Below are 18,883 nucleotides of genomic sequence, written 5' to 3' on the forward strand. Positions count from 1 at the left end.
AGGGTTCGTCGACAACAATGCCTTTGCCTTTTATGTAAATGAGTGTATTTGCTGTTCCCAGGTCAATCGCAATATCGTTAATCATTAAATCCGAAAAAAGAGAAAATCCCATATCCTCGCTTCCTCTCAGTATCGCACCTCGCGCCTTTGTGGCTCCGTGTGAAATGTCTTATCCGCACACCAAGCCACGGAACCACGAAGAAAAACCAATCCATGAATTCCCGTGTGCCAATATCTTTTTGAAAATCTTTGCGCCTTTGTGGCTCCGTGTGAAATGTTTTTTTATCCTCACACCAAGTCACGGAGAACGAAGAAAAACTAATCCATGAATTCCCGTGTTCAATGAAAATCTTTGTGGCTTTGTGGCTCCGTGTGAAATATTTTTTACCCTCACACCAACTAATGTCGAAAATGCCTAATCCCGGTAAAGATCATGCTCATATTTTGCGCATTTACCGCCTCAATTACTTCGGCGTCGCGAATTCGGCGTCGCGAACAGAACCGCCCGGTTGAATTATTGCCGTGGCTCCTGCTTTTGCAGCAACATCCACGCCATCGCGAAACGGAAAAAATGCGTCCGACGCCAGCACAGTTCCTTCCAGCGAAAGTCCTGCCTTGCGCGCTTTGTCAATCGCTAACTGCGAAGCATCCACGCGGGACATCTGGCCGGCGCCAATGCCAATCGTTCGATCTTTTTGGCAGAAAACAATGGCGTTGGATTTCACCCATTTGACGACTCTCCAGGCAAATTTCATCGCTTCCATTTCCTCTGCCGTGGGTTTTCGCTGAGAGACGATGCGAAGTTTTGCCTCATCCAGATCTGCAACATCTTCATCCTGAACGAGCAAACCGCCGGACACGTGCTTAAAAGTGAGCGCGCTTTCTTCGCGCTGACCGAAAGCTAATTTTAAAATGCGGACATTTTTCTTCTTGGACAAAAGCTGCAAAGCGCCTTCCTCAAAATCCGGCGCGACAACCACCTCGATGAAAATTTTCCTCAATTCCTCTGCCGTCTGCAAATCGAGCGTGCGATTGAATCCGTAAATTCCGCCGAACGCCGACAATGAATCTGTGGCAAATGCTTTGACAAATGCGTCGTGCACGTCGTTTCCCACTGCGACGCCGCAAGGATTGCTGTGTTTGACAATCACAGAGCATGGCTGCTCAAAAGATCTCACCATGCGCACAATAGCGTCCAGGTCCATGAGATTGTTAAACGACAATTCCTTACCGTGAAGCTGCTCCAGTCCGGCGAGACCTGGCGTTACACTCGACAAATCTCGATAGAATGCCGCCTGTTGATGGGGATTTTCGCCGTACCGCAAATCCTGTATTTTGCCCAAATTCAAGCTAAAAGATGTCGGAAATTTCTCCGGTTCGGTCTTCGGATCCGCTTGCTGCAAATAGCGATAAATAATACCATCATATTCATGCGTTCTCTGAAAAGCAGCGATCGCTAACTTTTTTCTTGTTTCCGAAGACAATGCGCCGCTGTTATTTTTAAGCTCGTCTAAAATTTCGTCATATTGATCAACAGAAGTCACTACAGCAACATCGGGAAAATTTTTTGCAGCCGCGCGAATCATTGTGGGGCCGCCAATGTCAATATTTTCCAGAGCCTCATCTAATGTCGTATCGTGCTGCTGAATGGCTTTTTCAAAAGGGTACAAATTAATTACAATCAAATCGATTGGCTGAATTTTCATTTTTTCGAGTTGCCCCATGTGTGACAAATTATCTCGCTTCGCTAAAATGGCGCCATGAATGAACGGGTGCAGCGTTTTCACTCTGCCGTCCAGCATTTCCGGTACGCCAGTAATATCCGCCACATCGACGCAGTCGATTCCATTTTCCCGCAGCAACTTCGCCGTGCCACCGGTGGAGATAATTTCTATCGACAAATCTGCCAACCCTTTCGCAAAAGCAAGGGCATCTGTTTTGTCGTAAACGCTAATCAACGCCCGGCGAATTTTTCTCTCGCTCATTTTTCGACAGTCCCTTTCTCCTTTTTCTTTTTCAACACGTTCAGCGGCACATCCAGTACTGGATAGTCGTGAATATTTTTATCATTAAAATGCCACCACTCTGATGTGATCGGCTTGAAACCGTGACGCATCATCACTTTTTTCAACAATTCCCGATTTTTTTTGGCGGTCTCGCTCACGTTCGGGTAATTGCTGCCTGCCTTTTCTGTAAAATCATCAAATCCCGTGGGCATCTCCAATCCTTTGCCGTTTTTGTCCACCAATGTCAAATCTACTGCAGCGCCGCGGTTGTGATTGGAGCCTCTCGCCGGATTTGCCACGTATCTCGAATCGGGAACTTTTTTCCACATCTTTTTCTGCACAGAAAGCGGGCGATAGCCATCCCAGATTTTCAAGCCCAGGCCCATTTGACGCAACTCCTTTTGCACTTCAACGATGCGGCGTGCCACATCTTTTCGCAGCAGACAAATATTCGCCGAATAGAGGGTGTCGCCCATGAAATTGTCCGCTGTGGCATATTTCAAATCAACAATGATTGTCGAATCGAGCGCAGTAATGTCAACCAGATCAGTTTCCTGTTGGCTGAAAGCTGCGCTTGAAAAAAGAAAAAACAAAAGAAAAATCTTTACGGAAAAATTATTTCTCGTTTTCATTTTTGATTTCCTTTGTGTCATGCCTCCAAGCCGCCAAGGCTCGAAGGCTTTTCATTTTAATTGGACTGTTGGAATCGGGTTGCCCGTGCCCAATACGCGCTAACAACCCGTAACTTGAACCCCCAAACGACATAAAAGCTCATTTCTTTTCAGGCAGAATCTTCACTCGTCTGCCTTCGATTTGAACTCTGCCTTCAGCAAAATACTGAAGGGCTTCGCTGAAAATCTGATGCTCGAGTTTCAGCACGCGCGCCGCCAAAGTATCCGGAGTGTCATCGTCCGCCACCGGGACGCATCGTTGAATCACAGGAGGGCCGGTGTCATAGGATTCATCGACTAAATGCACGGTGACGCCGGAAACTTTGCAGCCATAGGCAAGCACGGCTTCGTGAACGCGGTTTCCGAACATACCTTTGCCGCCGAACGAAGGCAGCAGCGCTGGGTGAATGTTCAAAATTCTGCCGCGGTAACGCCTGACAATTTCTACCCCGATCATTTTCAAATAGCCCGCCAGCGCAATAAAATTTGCCTCACGCTTTGACAAAATTCTTAAAACTTCTTTGTCGAAATCCTCCTGATCAGGATATTTTTTTGTCGAAATGAAATACGCCGGAATTTCATGCTGCCTGGCAATTTCCAGCGCTCCCGCAGATTTTTTATTGGAAATGACAACCACGATTTCCGCGTTCAATTTTCCCGACAAAACATTTTTCAAAATCGCTTCAAAATTTGAGCCGCGGCCCGAAGCGAAAATGGCAATGCGAAGTTTCTCCATATTTGATTTTCCGTTTAAGCGACTTGCTGTGTCACCGGCGATTCCAACAAAATCAGTCCGCCGGCGTCAGTGTTTATTTCTGCTTCTACTCCGAGAGGCATGGTGTGCTTCACCGGAACGTGGCCGTAGGGAAAATTTCCCACAATAGGTATCTTCAACTCGCTGAAGTAATTTTCGAAAATCTGCTCCACTGTTAAATAGGGTTTTTCCGGCTCTCCGGGCTCGCAATCGACAAATTGCCCCAACACAAGTCCGGCGATCTGTTCAAAAATGCCCGCCATCTTCATTTGCGCCAGATAGCGGTCTAAATGATATGGTTCTTCTTCAATGTCTTCAATGTAGAAAATTGCGCCCTCGAAATCAGGACAGTAAGGCGTGCCGAGAACTGTGTTTATCAAAGACAGACACCCGCCAATCAGCGGACCTGTTGCCCGGCCAGAAGAAAATAATTTTAATTCATGTCCTTCCGGCGGATGCAAAAGCCCCGAAGGCGCAGCGTCTGTGATCATGCGCCAGAACCTTTGTTCTGTGAAATCATCTATTCCGGCGCCCATCTCGACTGCGACCATGGGGCCTGAGAAGGTAATTAGTTGAGTTTCCTTCCAGATTGCTAATTGCAGCGACGTGATGTCGCTGTAACCGACAAAAATTTTCGGATTTTGTCGAATGATGTCAAAATTTAACCGATCAATCATGCGTGGCGTGCCGTATCCGCCGCGCGAGCAAATTATTGCTTCAATTGCCGGGTCAGCAAACATCTGATTCAAATCAGCCGCGCGGTCGGCATCTTTGCCGGCGAGATAACCGTAGCGGTCTCTCGCGTGAGCACCTTCCACGACCTGGTAGCCGCGCTGTTTCAGATATTCGATGCCGCGGTCAAATTTTTCATCATTCAAAGGTCTGCTCGCCGGAGAGACAACGCCGATGGTCGCTCCGAAACGCAAAGCCGGGGGTTTGAGAATTTCTTTTTGTGGCATAAAATTTCCGTTCTGCTCATTCGCTTCAAAATCTGTTTCCGGATTTTTTCCCGCCATTAGTGTCGAATCAAATAGCGCCAGTCTTCCCACGATTGGGTCAACAGACGATACTCGCCAAAGCCCGTCATGTCCATGAACACAAAAGATTTGTTAATTGTGTAGTAGTACCAGACTTCGTAGGGTTTACTTCCCGGATCAAACGGATGGCGTTCAACATCAGACGGCGCGCCAAAAATGATATAAATCATGCCCATATCGCTCTTCCAGCCGTCGCGGAAACCGCCGAATCGCGCGTTAGCGTAAGCGACGCGTTCGTAATATTCATCCATCCATTCGTTTTGCGGCGTACCGGGCGTGGGATCTCTTCTTGCCCAAAAGTTGCGAAAAGCTTCCAGTTTTTCATCGGCGTGCGTTTTTTTCAGCTTGTCCCACTCTTTTTTCCCGGCAATATACTTCACCTGCTTGATCGCCAGTTCAATATCGTAAATTGACGAAGGCAAATCAGCCCAACGCACAATGAAACGCTTTTTCACTTTTGCCTTGGTTTTGCCCTGACTGACTTTCACTTCAATTTCATAAGCGCCTTGAGAAAGATTGTTGGAAATTAGCGGAAAAGCCTCCAGTGTGCGAGGGCCATCGCTCTTTCTTTTGTAGCTGTGTTCGACAACCTTTTTGTTGCGGCTATTTTTGATCACATAGTCTATCTGGTAGTCTTCCGCAGATTGTGTCGTATTGTAAATTTCAAAATAACAAAATAACTTGCGGGACAAATCCACAATGTAGTCCGCGACTTCGGGCACGAAAGTTTTGACGCCGACGGAATCAATCTCTAAATTTCTGACGAACGACACATCGCTGACGCTCAATTTCCATTTTGAGTAATTCTTCAGCTTTATTTTTCTGACCGTTTTTTTCGTGCGTTTCGTCTCCAGATCGGTGAACCCGAGCGTCAATTTGTAATTTCCGGGAGCAATGTCAAATTTCTCGTGAGTGACGCTGAATCTTCGTCTGGAATTTGTCGCCTGAAAATTATCCGCAGTCACTTTCTCCTGCCAGGTTTTTCCGTCAACTTGAAAACCGTCTTTATCGTCAACAGTAACCGAAACTTCATAGCTTGCTTCAAAGCCGCCGCTGTCCGCCCGGACAAAAGTCAATGCGTCAAACGGAGTTTTCACGTAAAGATAAATTCGGCTCAATTCAGGACGCGGCGCGTCCGCGCCAACAACGTCCCAGTGGAATGTCGGCAAAACTCCCGGCGCTCCTGTTTGCAATTCCGTCTGACTCAGACCTGCCGCGCTGAATGACATCAATGCCAAGACCAGCGCTGCGAAAATTCTGAATTGCCTTAATTTCATAAAAACCTCCTGCCACCGGCGTTGCCGATGGTCATTTGATATGATAAAACATCATACTAATTTTCCCCAAAGGTCATAGCTTTCGGCTTTTTCAATTTTTACCGGCAAAATTTCACCCGGCGACACTTCTCCGCTCACGTGAACCAGATTGTCAATAAGCGGGCTGTCCCATTCTGTTCTCCCCGAGAAGGAACCGTTCTGGCTGTTTTCCTCATCAATTATTACGGGAAGGCTTCTTCCCACCAAGCCGTTGTTTTTTTTGTGAGAAATTTCGAACTGAATTTCCATCAGTTCCTGCATTCGGTCTTCTTTCACGGATTCGTCAATCTGTTCCGGTAGTGATGCCGCCGGTGTCCCGTCTTCCGGAATGAACTTGAAAGCGCCAAGTCTGTCAAACTGAATTTCTTTGACAAAACTTTTTAAAATGGAAAAATCTTCATCCGACTCGCCCGGATAACCCACCATCACCGTGGTGCGAATTGCCATCTCCGGCACGAATTTTCTGAACTGCTCGATTGTTGTGCGAATATCTGCTGAGGAAGAAGGCCGGCCCATTGATTTCAACACTTTGTCAGAAATGTGCTGAATCGGCAGATCCACGTAACGGCACAATTTTTCTTCTTCCTGAAAAAGCCGAATCAATTCCTCGGACACGTGCGCCGGATGCGCGTACAATAATCGAATCCATTGCAAATTGTCGATTTTTGTCAGAGAACGAATTAATTTGACCAGTCCGTTTTTTTCTCCCCAATCTCTGCCGTAGTAGGTCGTGTCCTGCGCCACCAAAATTAGCTCGCGAACGCCATGCTCCGCCAGTTCCTTTGCCTCACAAATCAGTTTCTCCGACGGCTGACTGCGATGCCCGCCTTTGATCAGCGGAATCGTGCAATAGCGGCAGCGATTGTCGCAACCGTCGGAAATTTTCAAATAGGCATAATGGGACGGCGTTTCCAGATTTCGCCGGAGACCGTTTTTCTTTTTCTCAATTTTCAAATAATCGGCGATGCGTTTGCCAACGATTTCAAAATCTTTCTCCGGAAAGAATCCGTCCACTTCCGGAATTTCCCTTTTCAGTTCAGCGACGCTCATCTGCGCGAGGCAGCCGGTCACAAAAATATTTTCCACCTGCCCGAAATTTTTCAATTCCACAGCTTCCAGAATAGTTTCAATTGCCTCCTCGCGCGCCGGCAAAATAAACGCGCACGTGTTGATGACAATCGTGTCTGCCTTTTCCGCATCATCGACGAACTGAATTCTTTCGCTATCGATTTGAGCGCGCAGCACTTCCGAATCGACCACATTTTTCGGGCAGCCCAGGGTGATGATATTTATTTTCATTGAAAAAGCGCCTCGACAAATTCTTCCGGATCGAAAACTTCCAGATCACCAATTTTCTCGCCGACGCCGATGTATTTCACCGGAATCCCCAACTCTTTCGTAATGGAAAAAACAATGCCGCCTTTAGCTGTTCCGTCTAATTTTGTGAGCACAATGCCGGTCACTCCGACCGCGTCAGTGAATTGTTTGGCCTGATTCAGACCATTCTGCCCCGTTGTCGCGTCCAGAATGAGCAATGTTTCGTGGGGCGCGTCCGGAACGAGCTTGCCCAAAACGCGACGAATCTTTTTTAATTCTTCCATTAAATTGGTCTTTGTGTGCAATCTGCCCGCCGTATCGACGATGAGCGTTGCCACGCCGCGACTGACCGCCGCTTGTAACGCGTCAAAAGCAACGGACGCCGGATCAGCGCCGGGCTGGTTGCGAATAATGTCCACATGCGCGCGATCGGCCCAGATTTCCAATTGTTCGGACGCCGCCGCCCTGAACGTATCCGCCGCCGCCAGCAAAACCTTTTCATGGTCTCGTTTGAGAAGAGCCGCCAGTTTGCCGATAGTGGTAGTTTTTCCCGTGCCGTTCACGCCGACAACCATAATCACAAACGGGTTTTTTTCATGAACGACTTCGTCTCTCGTATTCTGAAAATCTTCTTTCAGAGACCGCAACATACCGGTTTTTAGAATGCGTAAAATATTTTCCGATTTTCTAATGCCTAATTCTTCGACAGTATCGCGAACATTGTCCATCAATTCCATGACAAAATTTACGCCCAAGTCGCCGGAGATCAGCACTTCTTCCAGCGAATCAAAAAAATCCTCATCAATGTCAGGCTGTGATTTGACCACTGCGGTCACTTTTCCCAGCCAGCCTTCTCTGGTTTTGGTCAATTTTTGTTTTAACTTCCCAACCATCCGCTGCTTCCTATTTCAAATTTTAGTAACTTTATTTTCCGGTTTTCGTCGAATCCGGACCTTCTTCATTATTGGGCTGAATTGTCGACGCCAAATTTCCCAGATCATCAGCCAGACGTTTGGCTAAATCGCGCACATTTTCCACATCGTCCACTTTTCCGTTCGCTGCGCCCAATGCCTTTCCCGTCTCCACGTCAATCAATCGCACGTCCGCTTCGATTCTGCGATTCAGTCGGCTCACGTTTCCCAATATCACCGCCTGCAAACCAGCCAGTCTGCCAACTTTTAACGCCACCTCCGTATCAATGACACCCGTTTGCGAGAGAGATTGTTCCTGCAAAATTTTCTCCAATTGCGTCCGCTCCATGACAGTGAATTTCTGCTTTTGAATCAGCGCCGTTGTCAACATCTCCGACAGGGTTTTTCCCAGACCCTGCGCTTGCGAATTTGATTCCTCAAACGCAAAAACCGCCACATAGGGCTGATAACCAGGATTTTCAGTCGGTGTTGCTTCCGTCGACAGGTTCAATTTTTTCTTAATTTTGCTGCGAATGGGTTTTTTCGCCTTGGTTTCGCTAAAATTTTTCTTCAAATTATTGAGCACATGCTGCGCCTTGCCACGCCGATCCGGATTGCGCAAATATTTCAGCGCTTGCGTCAAATTGAAACGGGCTTTTTCTTTTTCTTTATTTTGATAATTTATCATGCCCAAAACGTAGTAGCCGGGTGCGGATTTATTGTTGATGGAAATGGCAATCTGCGCCTGTTTTGTCGCCGAGGCAAAATTCCGCTCAATGTAATACAACAAAGACAACATCTCGTGCGCCTTGACATTTTTCGGATTGAGACGCACCGCTACTTGCAAATTTTCTTTGGCGTCGTCATATTTTTTCTTCTGATAAAGCGCAATTGCATTTTTTGTCAATTGATCCGATTTTTTTATCTGCTTCGGAGTTTGGGCAACCGCCGCTACCGCAGCAATGAAAACAAAAATTGCCATCACCAAGGTCAATGTTTTAATTCTTGCCATGATTTCCTCCCGAGGTTAATTCCGTGCTTCGGCTTATTTTTATTAAAAATTAAAGCGCCTATCGCAAAAATAGCTTCAGCACTTCCGCAATTAATTTGGGCTTTTTCAGCAGAGCTATTTTAAAAATAGTAACTATCGTGTGCTTTTCTTTCGGTTTTTTCACCACGGCAGCCGCTGTTTTGTTCAAATCGTCGTCGGTCAATTTGAACAGCGGGTCTTTCAAACGATACGCCCGCTTGTGATCTGTGCCGCCTTCTTTTTCCCACAATTTTTGGTAGCGTGACAGAATTTTTTCGCTCCAATCGCCGGATTTAATCGCCTCCACCGCTACTTCTCCGGCGATTTTTGCCGCCAACATGCCGGAATAAATTCCCCCGCCCGTGATGGGAAACGCCTGACGCGCCGCATCGCCGACAAGCATAATACCGTCACCGACCATTTTTTTCATCAGGGGAGCGCAAGGCACGCCGCCGGCGACGGTCGTCAGCACAGCGCCTTCGGGAAAATGTTCTTTGACAAATTTTTTGAGATATTCAATGGGCGGTTTGTCCTTCGCTTCCACGCCGGAAATGCCCAGTCCGACGTTGGCGGTATTTTCGTTTTTGGGAAAAACCCACAAATAACCGCCCGGCGCAATGTCGCTGCCGAAATAAAAATCACAGTAATTTTTCTCCAGCGGAATATTCGTGATCGTCATCTGCGCACAGGTCTCGATGTCCTGCAAACTCAAATGCGTCTTCAATCCTGCCCAGCGACCCACACGCGATTCCACGCCGTCAGCGCCGATGACAATTTTCGCGCGCACTGAATATTCTTCGTCCAAATAGCGAAATTTCACGCCGCTGACAAATCCGTTTTCTTTGATTAAATCAAAAACATAAGCTTTGGTCAAAATTTCGACGCCCTGTTCCGCTGCCATGCGCGCCAGATCGTAATCAAATTTTTTTCTGTCCAAAATAAAGCCAATTTCGTCGTGCTGCACATTTATCCGCGTTCCGTCCGGTGCAATGATTCTCACGCCTTCGATGCGATTAGCGATCCATTCCGGGCGAAGCTTCACAATTCTGTTCATTCCGATTTCGCCCACTGCCTCTGCGCAGCGAACCGGAATGCCCACTTCGCGGTCTTTTTCCAGCATCAAAACCGAGGCGCCATTTCGGGCGGCAACTCGCGCCGCCGTGGAACCGGCAGGGCCAGCGCCAACGACAACAATATCGTACATTTCCTTCATTCTGTTCCCTCCAGTGCGCGCAACGGACACACAATAACGCACTTCATGCAATCAATGCATTTGTCCTGATCGACAAGTAGCATCGCCTCCAGCAATTCAATGGCGTCCACAGGGCAAACAGAAACGCACGTTCCGCAAAAATCGCACAAATCCAACTTCACCTGAACCATTTCAATCTCCTGAAATTACGCTGCAAATTTTGGATATTCCAGATCAAATCTTTTTCGGTAGTACCATTTGGAAAAATAAAAATTAGCCGCCAACGCCAGAAAATACACCGGAAAAACGACACACACCGCAAGCGATGCAAAAAGGACAGTAAATTTAATGGCGCGGGCAATGGAAACTTCATCATTTTTTATCGCTGCTGCCAAAAACAACGGCATGGCTGCCAGAGACGGAAAAAATAAAATCCATTCTTTCTGCCAGAGAGAAGCGCCGGCGCAACCAAGTTCCGCAATCAACGCCCAAAACGTCGTCTTTTTTACACCATATTTTGCGCCGAAGGTTATTTTTCCCACTTCCATGTCGCCGGGGATGTCAGGAATCGTCGTCAACAAAAACACGGCGACGATGGCAATGGCATAAGGCAGCCCCTGAAAGGCAAATTCCCAATTAAAATTCCCGGACGACAGCCAGCCGCTGACGAAAATTGACCACCCTCCCCCAAAATTTGTCACTAATCCCAGCAGCGGCCTGTCTTTCCAGCTAAACGGTTTTACGCTGTACAAATAGCCGGTAAAAAAAGCAACAACAATGAAAATAACGCCCAATCGAATCTCTGAAAGAGAAGCCAGAAAAATCGTCGTGACAATGAGCAAAGTCGCCTGCTTGATTGCGGCAGATCGGCTGATGATACCTTTTGCAATGAAAAAAAGTTTATCATTTTTCGCGTCAGTCGCCTCGTCAACAATCTGATTGACGATGAAAACCGCTCCCATGAGCAAAGTCAACAGAATTACGGCGAAAAACGGTGAGCGCGCAGAGGCACCGCCGGGGTGAGTGCGTTCCGCCGCGTAATATCCCGCTAAAAAAAACGTCCACAAAGGGAAAAATAGTGTGGGCCTCATGATAAAAAAATAATCCAAATACCGCAAAAATTTATTTTCTTTGGGATCAGTCATCCATGATTCCGTTTTCGAGTTGACCTTTTTTCGCAAACCTGTCCGGCGCAATCGGATACGCGCCGGTGAAACAAGCGGTACAGTAGCCGCAGTTTTGACAGGGCACGGCTTCCAGCAACCCCTCGATGGACAAATAGTGCAACGAGTCTGCCTCTAAATATTCCCGAATTTCTTCGATAGACTTCGTCGATGCGATGAGTTCCTCTTTTGTGGGAAAATCCATTCCGTAGTAGCAGGGATACAAAATCGGCGGCGAACTCACGCGGATATGAATTTCTTTGGCGCCGGCATTTCTCACCATGCGTACCAGATGGCGCAGCGTGGTGCCGCGAACAATCGAATCTTCCACAATCACAATTCTTTTATTTTTGAGCACACCTTTCACCGGATTAAATTTGATGCGCACATTAAAATCCCGCATCGACTGCACCGGGTGAATGAAAGTCCTGCCGATGTAGTGATTTCGAATCAGACCAATTTCAAACCTGACTCCCGTTTCCTGCGCATAGCCGAGTGCAGCCGTGTTACTGGAATCAGGAACAGAAATAATGCGATCCGCCTCCACAGGCGCTTCGCGAGCTAAAGTTTTGCCCAATTTCCGGCGAGCCTTGTCCACCTTTTCCCCAAAAATTCGACTGTCGGGTCTGGAAAAGTAAATGTATTCAAAAATGCAGGCCTTGTTTTCAACTTTGCGACCGAGATGGTGGGGAGTCATTCCGTTTTTGTCAAAGACAACCATCTCGCCGGGTTCGATTTCCCGCAGATATTCTGCGTCAACAATATCCAGGGCGCAGGATTCAGAGGCCACAAAATAAGCATCCCCTTTTTTGCCAATGCACAGCGGCCGGAATCCCCAGGGATCACGAACGGCAATCATCATTTCTTGCGTTAAAATCGCCAGAGAAAAAGCTCCTTCGATTCTGTCCAGAGAATCGATGAATTTCTCCACTTTCGTTGTTTTTTTTGATCGCGCGGTTAAATGCAAGACAATTTCCGTGTCCGTGGTCGTCTGAAAAATGGCGCCCTGTTCTTCCAATTCTTCACGCAATGCGTGGGAGTTGACAAAATTTCCGTTGTGAGAAATCGCCATAGGGCCAAATTTTGAACTGACAACTAACGGCTGAGCGTTCACTAATTTCGTCGACCCTGTTGTGGAATAGCGATTATGGCCGATGGCGATATTGCCTTTTAATTTTTTCAGATTACTTACATCGGAAAACACATCAGCAACCAGCCCCAGGTTGATGTGTTTGTAAAATGTCCCGTTGTCGTTGGAAACAATGCCGGAACTTTCCTGTCCGCGATGCTGCAATGCGTACAAGCCCAAATATGTTAAATTGGCGGCTTTGGGATGATTGTAAACGCCCATTACCGCGCATTTTTCCCGAAGTTTGTCGTCAAAAACTTGCTTCATTCTTTTTCGATCCAGACCATTTCAGATTAATTGCCGTCGAAACAAATCAGCCAACTATAACTGCTTAGTCAGATTTACAATATTTCTGTCATTCAAGCTACCGGACATCCCCCTTCTAAAGAGGGAGTTTTCTGGTTCTCCCCTTTGAAAGGGGGCAAAGGGGGATGTTTAAACCGAATCTGACTAAACAGGACTATTCAATCAAAATAAATTTTCACAAAAAAAATGAAGGCAGGAACCGGTCAAAAAAACGCAACTTACAACAACAAATGCATCCCCCATGTCCGGTTCCCACCGTTGCTATTTTTCAAAAATTAGCTGGACAAACTATTCGAACGCCATGTCAGTTTTCCAGACTTCCCAGACCTTACCCACTAAATCGGGGCCGGGTTTTAGAGTAATTTTCCCCGGCTTCCAACCGGAAGGAGTCGCCTCGGCGCCCTTGCTCTTTCTGACTAATTGGAAAGCCTGAATTTGTCTGAGCGTTTCATTTACATTTCTGCCTACGGGGGGAGTCAATACTTCGTATCCTTGAATAACGCCATCCGGGTCAATAAGAAAACGGCCTCTGGTTTCTACGCCAGCAGCATCGTCGTAAACGCCGTAAATCGTGCCTACTTTTCCGCCGGTGTCCGACATCATGGGAAACGGAATTCCACCACCCACCATTTTTGATAATTCGTAATCATTCCACATTTTGTGGACGAAAACGCTGTCGATACTCATCGACAAAACTTCTACGCCCAATTTTTGAAATTCAGAAAATTTTTCAGCAACTGCTGAAACTTCCGTTGCTCAGACGAATGTGAAATCGCCGGGATAAAAACACAATACAACCCATTTTCCCAGGTAATCTGACAACTTAATATTGACAAACTTGCCCTTGAAATACGCCGGGGCGGTAAAATCCGGCGCCTTCTGTCCCACTTTAATCATTCTTTGCACCTCCGTAATTGATTTTTCTTCTTGTTCCGGATTTTTTTCTGCCGCTTCACCGACAGGGCCTCCTGTTGGTCGAGCACAACCAACCTTGATTTCTTCTTCCATAGGCAACCCTCCTCAATTTAAATCTAAAAAGCAATAAAAAAAGGGGTTATTCTTTCATTAACAAAATTCCCAACCCTGTGCCCAAACAATCTGCGACAAGGTCTTTCCAGCTAAAATCGTTCCGCGGCTGCATTCCGTCTCTGATCTCTTTCAAAATCCCCAGTGAAAGCGAAAAACCCACGCCCACGCTTCGAGAGCGCATTTCCGACTTTCCGCTCATTTCGCGCGAATAATAGTAGCCAGCCGATGCCAGAAAGGCGCTTGTCAAAAAATGATGCGCCTTGTCCCGGCTGAACCAGGAATCTTCGACGGTAAAAGTAATTGGCTTTAATTTTAAAATAGAAACCGATGTGTCCGCCGGCGTTTTTTCACTCGCCATGCCGTCAAGAGCAAAAACGGACAGCAACAAAAATAATGTCAAGACCTTTTTCACAAGCCCAATTCTCCGTCAATATTTTGCATCGATTTTAAGGCAATGTCCAAAAATTCTTCCAAAGACAGTCCCATTTCTGAACACGCCTGAATTTGTTCCCGATTGGCGCCGGCGGCAAATCGTTTCTCTTTGAAGCGGCGCATGATAAACGGCACGTCCACAGACTTAAGTTTTTTATCCGGGTGCATGAGCGCCGCCGCGACAATCAGCCCGGTCACCGGATCTGCCGCGTAAATCGCTTTGCAAATTAATTTCTCCCGCGGCGCTTTATCATTGTGCGCTTTGATGGATTCAATGATTTCCGGATCAAGTTCGTAGGGAGCGAGCAACTCCTCAGTGATCAAAGTATGCCGGTCAGGATCGTGCTGCGTTTCCTCATAATCCAAATCGTGCAGCAAGCCGGCAAGTCCCCATTTTTCCTCGTCTTCGCCGAAATGTGCCGCCAGTCCGCGCATCACTGCTTCCACTGCCAAAACATGCTTGAAGAGATTTTTATTTTTAAAACGTGATTTCGCCAGAGCATAAGCTGCTTCTCTGTCCATCATCTTCCCTCTAATTTTATCTTTGAAATCTGTTAATTCGCTCTTTGCTTTGGAAAAACTGATAAAACTGCCAGACCAAAAACCCGATGGCGACAAAATAGACTAAAAGCCCAAACCAAAAATTAGTACTGTTGAGACGTGAGCCGCTGATGTTAATCGAATAAATTCTCTGAAACAGCATCAGCAAAAATAGTTCAGTTACAATTCCCACTTTCAAGCCAAACGAAGAAATGATTTTCACTGTCAGAGGTTTATTTTCCGATTTCAGCCAGAAATCTTTATTGGGGATATTGATCAGATTATCCGGTACTTTTTTCATCATCCAGCTCAGCCCAAAGAAAACTCCGCTCATGAAGACAAGCAGGGCAATGTCGAAAATTAGAGCCTTCGTTTTGTCGCTGTAACCATCAGGAACGCCGTCTGCTCCGTAATGAGTAGCGATTTTATCCGGAAGTTTTGGATAAAAATATATTGCCTGCAAGACCGCTAGAACCAGAAAAGCGATCAATATTAAAATTAAACGTTTGTCAGAATACATTCGATCTTCACACCTTTCCGGAGAATGCAAAAAAACGCCAGCAACCTTTCTGGAAAAATTAGAAATGAACTTTTTCTGAAATTAAAAATAATTCCCCGTCCAGGCGATGTAGGCCAGAATGAAAAATATCGCCACCGGGCAGATGAATCGGATGATGAACATCCACAGTTTTTTGTAAAAGAAAATATTCCCTTCTTGCTCGATTTCTTTAGCGACAGCGTGCACGCCCCACTTGTAACCGGCAAAAATGGAAATGAAAAACGCACCGATAGAAAGGGAGTAATTGCCAAACACGGCATTCATCATGTCCAGAAAACCAAAATCCTTACGGATGAGTGTGCTCAAAAACGAATTTGCTCCCAGGGACAGCGCCGAGGGAATGCCAATGATGAAAGTGATGATTCCCATCCAGATGACCGCTTTCTTCCGCGACCATTTGTGTTCATCGACAAAGTAGGCGACCGGCACCTCTAACAGCGAAATAGTCGAAGTCAGCGCCGCCACTGCCAGCAACAGAAAAATTCCCGCGCCAAAAATCATCCCGCCGGGCATTTTGGCGAAAATGGACGGCAGCACCACAAAAACCAATCCGGCGCCGCCTGCCGGATCCAATCCCATGGCAAAAAGAGCCGGGAATATCACCAATCCCGCCAGAATGGCAATGAGCGTGTCAAAAAGAGCCACGTAAGCCGCGGAAGTCACTAAATTATCTTTTTTGGAAATGTAACTGCCGTAGGTGATCATCGTCCCCATTCCCAGACTCAACGAAAACAGCGCCTGCCCCAGCGCTCGGGCAAATGTTGTCAACGACAATTTACTGAAATCCGGCTTAAGATAAAAGCTCAATCCGGCGCGCCCCCCCGGCAGCGTCACCGCACGAATCGCCAACAAGATGAGCAGCAAAAACAAAATTGGCATTAAGATTTTAGACCAGCGCTCAATTCCCGAGGACACGCCGCCCATGACGACCAACACTGTCAACCCGACAAACAGGAGCAACAAACTGATGGAAATGTACGGATTCGCGGTAAAAGATGTAAAAATCGCCGCCGATTCTTCGCCGGTAAGAACATGATTAAAATCGCCGAGAATAATTTTGACAAAATAACCGACAGTGTAACCAGCGATAACGGCATAAAATGAGAGGATACCGATGCCAGTCGCTACGCCCAGTCCGCCAACGTATTTCCAAAATGATTTGGGAAAAAGAACTTTGAAGGCGCCAACCGGATTTTTTTGCGTCCGCCTGCCGATGGAAAGCTCGGAAATCATCACCGGCAAACCGATCATCGCCACAAAAATCACGTAAATGAGAACAAAAACAGCGCCGCCATTTTGACCGGCAACATAAGGAAAACGCCAGATATTGCCCAACCCAATCGCAGAACCCGCTGCCGCTAAAACGAAACCAACTTTAGAGCCCCAATTTCCACGGTCTAATTCAGTAGAAGACACCGCTTCCTCCTGTGTTAGTCGATGAATTCACTCGTTTCTTTCGTCATTGAAAAATAAAGATTACCCCGATGCCGCACAGGTCAAATAGCAACCAAATTGTCGCTGCTTTCGCAAGCTAAAATCGATAGCTAAGCAGAATCGACACGCTCGCGGATTTTTCCTCGATCATCGGCTGTATTTGAAAATGAGAGAGATCCAGACTTTCATCGAAATCCGACATTTGCGCGTCAACGTAAGCGTCAGCCATACTAAAAAGCGTCACGCCGATAAGCCACCACACGGAAAGATTTCGATTGTTGATATAAAACTCCCGCTCGTTATCGGTGTGACTTTTCACAAGCTGCTGGTTTAAATAGATCGCGTTCGCCGCCAGGCCTGTCTGACCAAAAAAAATAACGACGGCTTTCAGTTTTTTGCCATTGTACCACTGACCCAGGCCCGGGAATATCAAAGAACGGACAAACGCGCCCGTCGGCGACTTGACCGCCAGTTTCAGCGTATCTGTTTTTTCGCTGCTTTGTGGCTTTTTTATTTGAACCGAGTCGGTGAGCGCTTGTTGACACCAGCCTTCTCCGAAAAAATTCCCGGACAAAAACACCATCATCAAAGCCGTTGTGCCAATTGCAAAATATTTCATAACAACGTTGCCACTTTTAGCGGGTCTTTGAATTTCTCACCCTCGCCGTTAAGGTAATCACGATAGTAATATTTGTAAAACTTATTCACTATTTTCTGTCCGTTTGGCTCCAGCGGCTTATTTTCAATGATATCCATCAAATCCTGAATGGTAAACTGGCTCATGAACTCCAGGTCTTCCTTGATCAAATGGTCCGAATGATCCTCTTCTTCTTTCGCCAAAATTTCAATCAATCGATCCAGCCGGATTTTTTTGAACGCGACAAACAAATCGCGATCAAGATGTTTCCCGACATTTTGCTCGATATTTTCCATCACATTTTCGAAATCCATGCGGTCGCGATAGGGCCGGCGCGAAGTCATGGCGTCAAAAATATCCACAATACTCAAAATTCGCGACTCCAACGGAATTTCATCGCCCGCCAAACCTTCGGGATAGCCGCTGCCGTCCAAGCGCTCGTGGTGTGCGCCGGCGATTTTCGGCAATTCTTTGAAATCCCGACTAAAATTAATTTTTTTCAAAATATTTCTGGTAATCGCCGGATGTTCCTGGATTTTGCAATATTCCTCAATCGTGAGACTGCTCTTTTTGTACAAAACTTGCTCGCGAATGGCGACTTTGCCGTAATCATGCAAAAGCGCCGCGTAGCGCAGCAGTTCTCTCCGCTTTTCCGGCAAGCCGATTATTTCGGCGATTTCCATGGAATATTGAGCAATGCGCTTGGAGTGACCCGCGGTCAGAGAATCTCTGGCGTCGATGGTGCTCGCCAAAGTCTCGACAAAACTGTCCAGCGTTTTTTTCTGCTCTTCGTAAAGTTGGGCATTTTCCAACTGCGTCGCCGCGATGGTAGAAATCACGTCCAGTAGTCCCTCATCCTCCCGCGTGAACGCGCCCTCGAATTTATTTAACACCTGAAAAACGCCGATAATTTCGTTCAACTTGTTCCGCATGGGAAAAGTCAACATGTTTCGCGTTTGGTAGCCGGTTTTCCTGTCAATATCCGGGTTAAAACGGGAATCAGCGTAAGCGTCGGGAATATTCAGCACATCGCCGGTTTTCGCAACATAGCCGGCAATGCCCAGGTGAGCGGGAAACCGAATTTCATTTTCGCCATGGGCAACTTTTGACCACAATTCATTTTTTTCTTTGTCAACTAAAAAAACAGTACACCGGTCAGCCTTCAGCGCTCGTTTCACCTCGTCCATAATCGTCACCAGAAGCCGGTTCAACTCCAACTCTTTGGAAATATTTCGCGTGACATTCAACAGTGTCGTCAACCGCTGATGTTCTTCTTTGTAGAATGCAAGTCTCTTTTCAAAGATCAGTTGCGGAATTTTTCCTTCACTCATGCTGTCATTTGACATCATCGTCTCCCTTAACTCCCTCCATTACCAATTATCTCGGTGAATTCCCTCCCAAATTTAATTTATTAAAATCC

General features: G+C 46.7%; 19 protein-coding genes and 1 pseudogene. All 20 read right to left on the minus strand.

Annotated features, from left to right (window positions below; genetic code table 11):
- On the minus strand, nucleotides 1–112 hold a 112-nt coding region (locus GXO74_11275), incomplete at its 3' end, for a rod shape-determining protein (protein ID NOZ62254.1).
- Between the two features lie 287 nt (nucleotides 113–399).
- Nucleotides 400–1,985: pseudogene (gene purH / locus GXO74_11280) on the minus strand (bifunctional phosphoribosylaminoimidazolecarboxamide formyltransferase/IMP cyclohydrolase).
- Entirely contained in the window at nucleotides 1,982–2,638 is a 657-nt protein-coding gene (gene ddpX, locus GXO74_11285; protein NOZ62255.1) for a D-alanyl-D-alanine dipeptidase, read from the minus strand. The pseudogene purH and the gene ddpX overlap by 4 nt, the downstream one beginning before the upstream one ends.
- 139 nt (nucleotides 2,639–2,777) lie before the next feature.
- Entirely contained in the window at nucleotides 2,778–3,413 is a 636-nt protein-coding gene (locus GXO74_11290; protein ID NOZ62256.1) for a phosphoribosylglycinamide formyltransferase, read from the minus strand.
- A 14-nt stretch (nucleotides 3,414–3,427) separates the two neighbouring features.
- Nucleotides 3,428–4,390 carry an LD-carboxypeptidase gene (locus GXO74_11295; GenBank protein NOZ62257.1) on the minus strand — a complete coding sequence of 321 codons (963 nt, stop codon included), beginning with the start codon at nucleotides 4,388–4,390 and terminating at the stop codon, nucleotides 3,428–3,430.
- Between the two features lie 56 nt (nucleotides 4,391–4,446).
- The gene (locus GXO74_11300; protein ID NOZ62258.1) at nucleotides 4,447–5,745 is read right to left on the minus strand and encodes a GWxTD domain-containing protein; all 1,299 of its coding nucleotides are present in this window, start codon (nucleotides 5,743–5,745) and stop codon (nucleotides 4,447–4,449) included.
- Nucleotides 5,746–5,796: 51 nt separating this feature from the next.
- Nucleotides 5,797–7,083 carry a 30S ribosomal protein S12 methylthiotransferase RimO gene (gene rimO, locus GXO74_11305; protein NOZ62259.1) on the minus strand — a complete coding sequence of 429 codons (1,287 nt, stop codon included), beginning with the start codon at nucleotides 7,081–7,083 and terminating at the stop codon, nucleotides 5,797–5,799.
- Nucleotides 7,080–7,994 (minus strand): signal recognition particle-docking protein FtsY, encoded by a 915-nt coding sequence (ftsY, locus tag GXO74_11310; protein ID NOZ62260.1) that lies wholly within the window; start codon nucleotides 7,992–7,994, stop codon nucleotides 7,080–7,082. Before ftsY ends, rimO begins: the two co-directional genes overlap by 4 nt.
- A 31-nt stretch (nucleotides 7,995–8,025) precedes the next feature.
- Complete coding sequence (locus GXO74_11315; protein NOZ62261.1) at nucleotides 8,026–9,024, minus strand: hypothetical protein; 999 nt, start codon at nucleotides 9,022–9,024, stop codon at nucleotides 8,026–8,028.
- Nucleotides 9,025–9,082: 58 nt separating this feature from the next.
- Nucleotides 9,083–10,255 (minus strand): NAD(P)/FAD-dependent oxidoreductase, encoded by a 1,173-nt coding sequence (locus GXO74_11320; GenBank protein NOZ62262.1) that lies wholly within the window; start codon nucleotides 10,253–10,255, stop codon nucleotides 9,083–9,085.
- Entirely contained in the window at nucleotides 10,252–10,425 is a 174-nt protein-coding gene (locus GXO74_11325; GenBank protein ID NOZ62263.1) for a 4Fe-4S dicluster domain-containing protein, read from the minus strand. The genes GXO74_11320 and GXO74_11325 overlap by 4 nt, the downstream gene beginning before the upstream one ends.
- Nucleotides 10,426–10,440: 15 nt before the next feature.
- Nucleotides 10,441–11,379: a UbiA family prenyltransferase gene (ubiA, locus tag GXO74_11330; protein NOZ62264.1), complete on the minus strand. Its 939-nt coding sequence runs from the start codon at nucleotides 11,377–11,379 to the stop codon at nucleotides 10,441–10,443.
- A complete protein-coding gene (locus GXO74_11335; protein NOZ62265.1) occupies nucleotides 11,372–12,793 on the minus strand; it encodes an amidophosphoribosyltransferase in 1,422 nt (473 codons plus the stop codon). Before GXO74_11335 ends, ubiA begins: the two co-directional genes overlap by 8 nt.
- Nucleotides 12,794–13,120: 327 nt before the next feature.
- Nucleotides 13,121–13,840: a peroxiredoxin gene (locus tag GXO74_11340; GenBank protein ID NOZ62266.1), complete on the minus strand. Its 720-nt coding sequence runs from the start codon at nucleotides 13,838–13,840 to the stop codon at nucleotides 13,121–13,123.
- A gap of 46 nt (nucleotides 13,841–13,886) precedes the next feature.
- Nucleotides 13,887–14,273, minus strand: a complete 387-nt coding sequence (locus GXO74_11345; GenBank protein NOZ62267.1) for a hypothetical protein — start codon at nucleotides 14,271–14,273, stop codon at nucleotides 13,887–13,889.
- Nucleotides 14,270–14,815 carry an HDIG domain-containing protein gene (locus GXO74_11350; GenBank protein ID NOZ62268.1) on the minus strand — a complete coding sequence of 182 codons (546 nt, stop codon included), beginning with the start codon at nucleotides 14,813–14,815 and terminating at the stop codon, nucleotides 14,270–14,272. The genes GXO74_11345 and GXO74_11350 overlap by 4 nt, the downstream gene beginning before the upstream one ends.
- A 16-nt stretch (nucleotides 14,816–14,831) precedes the next feature.
- Nucleotides 14,832–15,353: a DUF1648 domain-containing protein gene (locus GXO74_11355; protein ID NOZ62269.1), complete on the minus strand. Its 522-nt coding sequence runs from the start codon at nucleotides 15,351–15,353 to the stop codon at nucleotides 14,832–14,834.
- Between the two features lie 81 nt (nucleotides 15,354–15,434).
- A complete protein-coding gene (locus tag GXO74_11360; protein NOZ62270.1) occupies nucleotides 15,435–16,808 on the minus strand; it encodes a sodium-dependent transporter in 1,374 nt (457 codons plus the stop codon).
- A gap of 115 nt (nucleotides 16,809–16,923) precedes the next feature.
- Nucleotides 16,924–17,445: a hypothetical protein gene (locus GXO74_11365; GenBank protein ID NOZ62271.1), complete on the minus strand. Its 522-nt coding sequence runs from the start codon at nucleotides 17,443–17,445 to the stop codon at nucleotides 16,924–16,926.
- Complete coding sequence (locus GXO74_11370) at nucleotides 17,442–18,812, minus strand: HD domain-containing protein (protein ID NOZ62272.1); 1,371 nt, start codon at nucleotides 18,810–18,812, stop codon at nucleotides 17,442–17,444. The genes GXO74_11365 and GXO74_11370 overlap by 4 nt, the downstream gene beginning before the upstream one ends.
- Between the last annotated feature and the right edge of the window lie 71 nt (nucleotides 18,813–18,883).

This window comes from Calditrichota bacterium (assembly GCA_013152715.1).
Taxonomy (GTDB): Bacteria; Zhuqueibacterota; Zhuqueibacteria; order Thermofontimicrobiales; family Thermofontimicrobiaceae; genus 4484-87.

Coding starts and splice junctions, on each gene's coding strand:
- ddpX (NOZ62255.1), bottom strand. CDS start 2,638: ATGAAAACGAGAAATAATTTTTCCGTAAAGATTTTTCTTTTGTTTTTT.
- GXO74_11290 (NOZ62256.1), bottom strand. CDS start 3,413: ATGGAGAAACTTCGCATTGCCATTTTCGCTTCGGGCCGCGGCTCAAAT.
- GXO74_11295 (NOZ62257.1), bottom strand. CDS start 4,390: ATGCCACAAAAAGAAATTCTCAAACCCCCGGCTTTGCGTTTCGGAGCG.
- GXO74_11300 (NOZ62258.1), bottom strand. CDS start 5,745: ATGAAATTAAGGCAATTCAGAATTTTCGCAGCGCTGGTCTTGGCATTG.
- rimO (NOZ62259.1), bottom strand. CDS start 7,083: ATGAAAATAAATATCATCACCCTGGGCTGCCCGAAAAATGTGGTCGAT.
- ftsY (NOZ62260.1), bottom strand. CDS start 7,994: ATGGTTGGGAAGTTAAAACAAAAATTGACCAAAACCAGAGAAGGCTGG.
- GXO74_11315 (NOZ62261.1), bottom strand. CDS start 9,024: ATGGCAAGAATTAAAACATTGACCTTGGTGATGGCAATTTTTGTTTTC.
- GXO74_11320 (NOZ62262.1), bottom strand. CDS start 10,255: ATGAAGGAAATGTACGATATTGTTGTCGTTGGCGCTGGCCCTGCCGGT.
- GXO74_11325 (NOZ62263.1), bottom strand. CDS start 10,425: ATGGTTCAGGTGAAGTTGGATTTGTGCGATTTTTGCGGAACGTGCGTT.
- ubiA (NOZ62264.1), bottom strand. CDS start 11,379: ATGACTGATCCCAAAGAAAATAAATTTTTGCGGTATTTGGATTATTTT.
- GXO74_11335 (NOZ62265.1), bottom strand. CDS start 12,793: ATGAAGCAAGTTTTTGACGACAAACTTCGGGAAAAATGCGCGGTAATG.
- GXO74_11350 (NOZ62268.1), bottom strand. CDS start 14,815: ATGGACAGAGAAGCAGCTTATGCTCTGGCGAAATCACGTTTTAAAAAT.
- GXO74_11355 (NOZ62269.1), bottom strand. CDS start 15,353: ATGTATTCTGACAAACGTTTAATTTTAATATTGATCGCTTTTCTGGTT.
- GXO74_11365 (NOZ62271.1), bottom strand. CDS start 17,445: ATGAAATATTTTGCAATTGGCACAACGGCTTTGATGATGGTGTTTTTG.
- GXO74_11370 (NOZ62272.1), bottom strand. CDS start 18,812: ATGATGTCAAATGACAGCATGAGTGAAGGAAAAATTCCGCAACTGATC.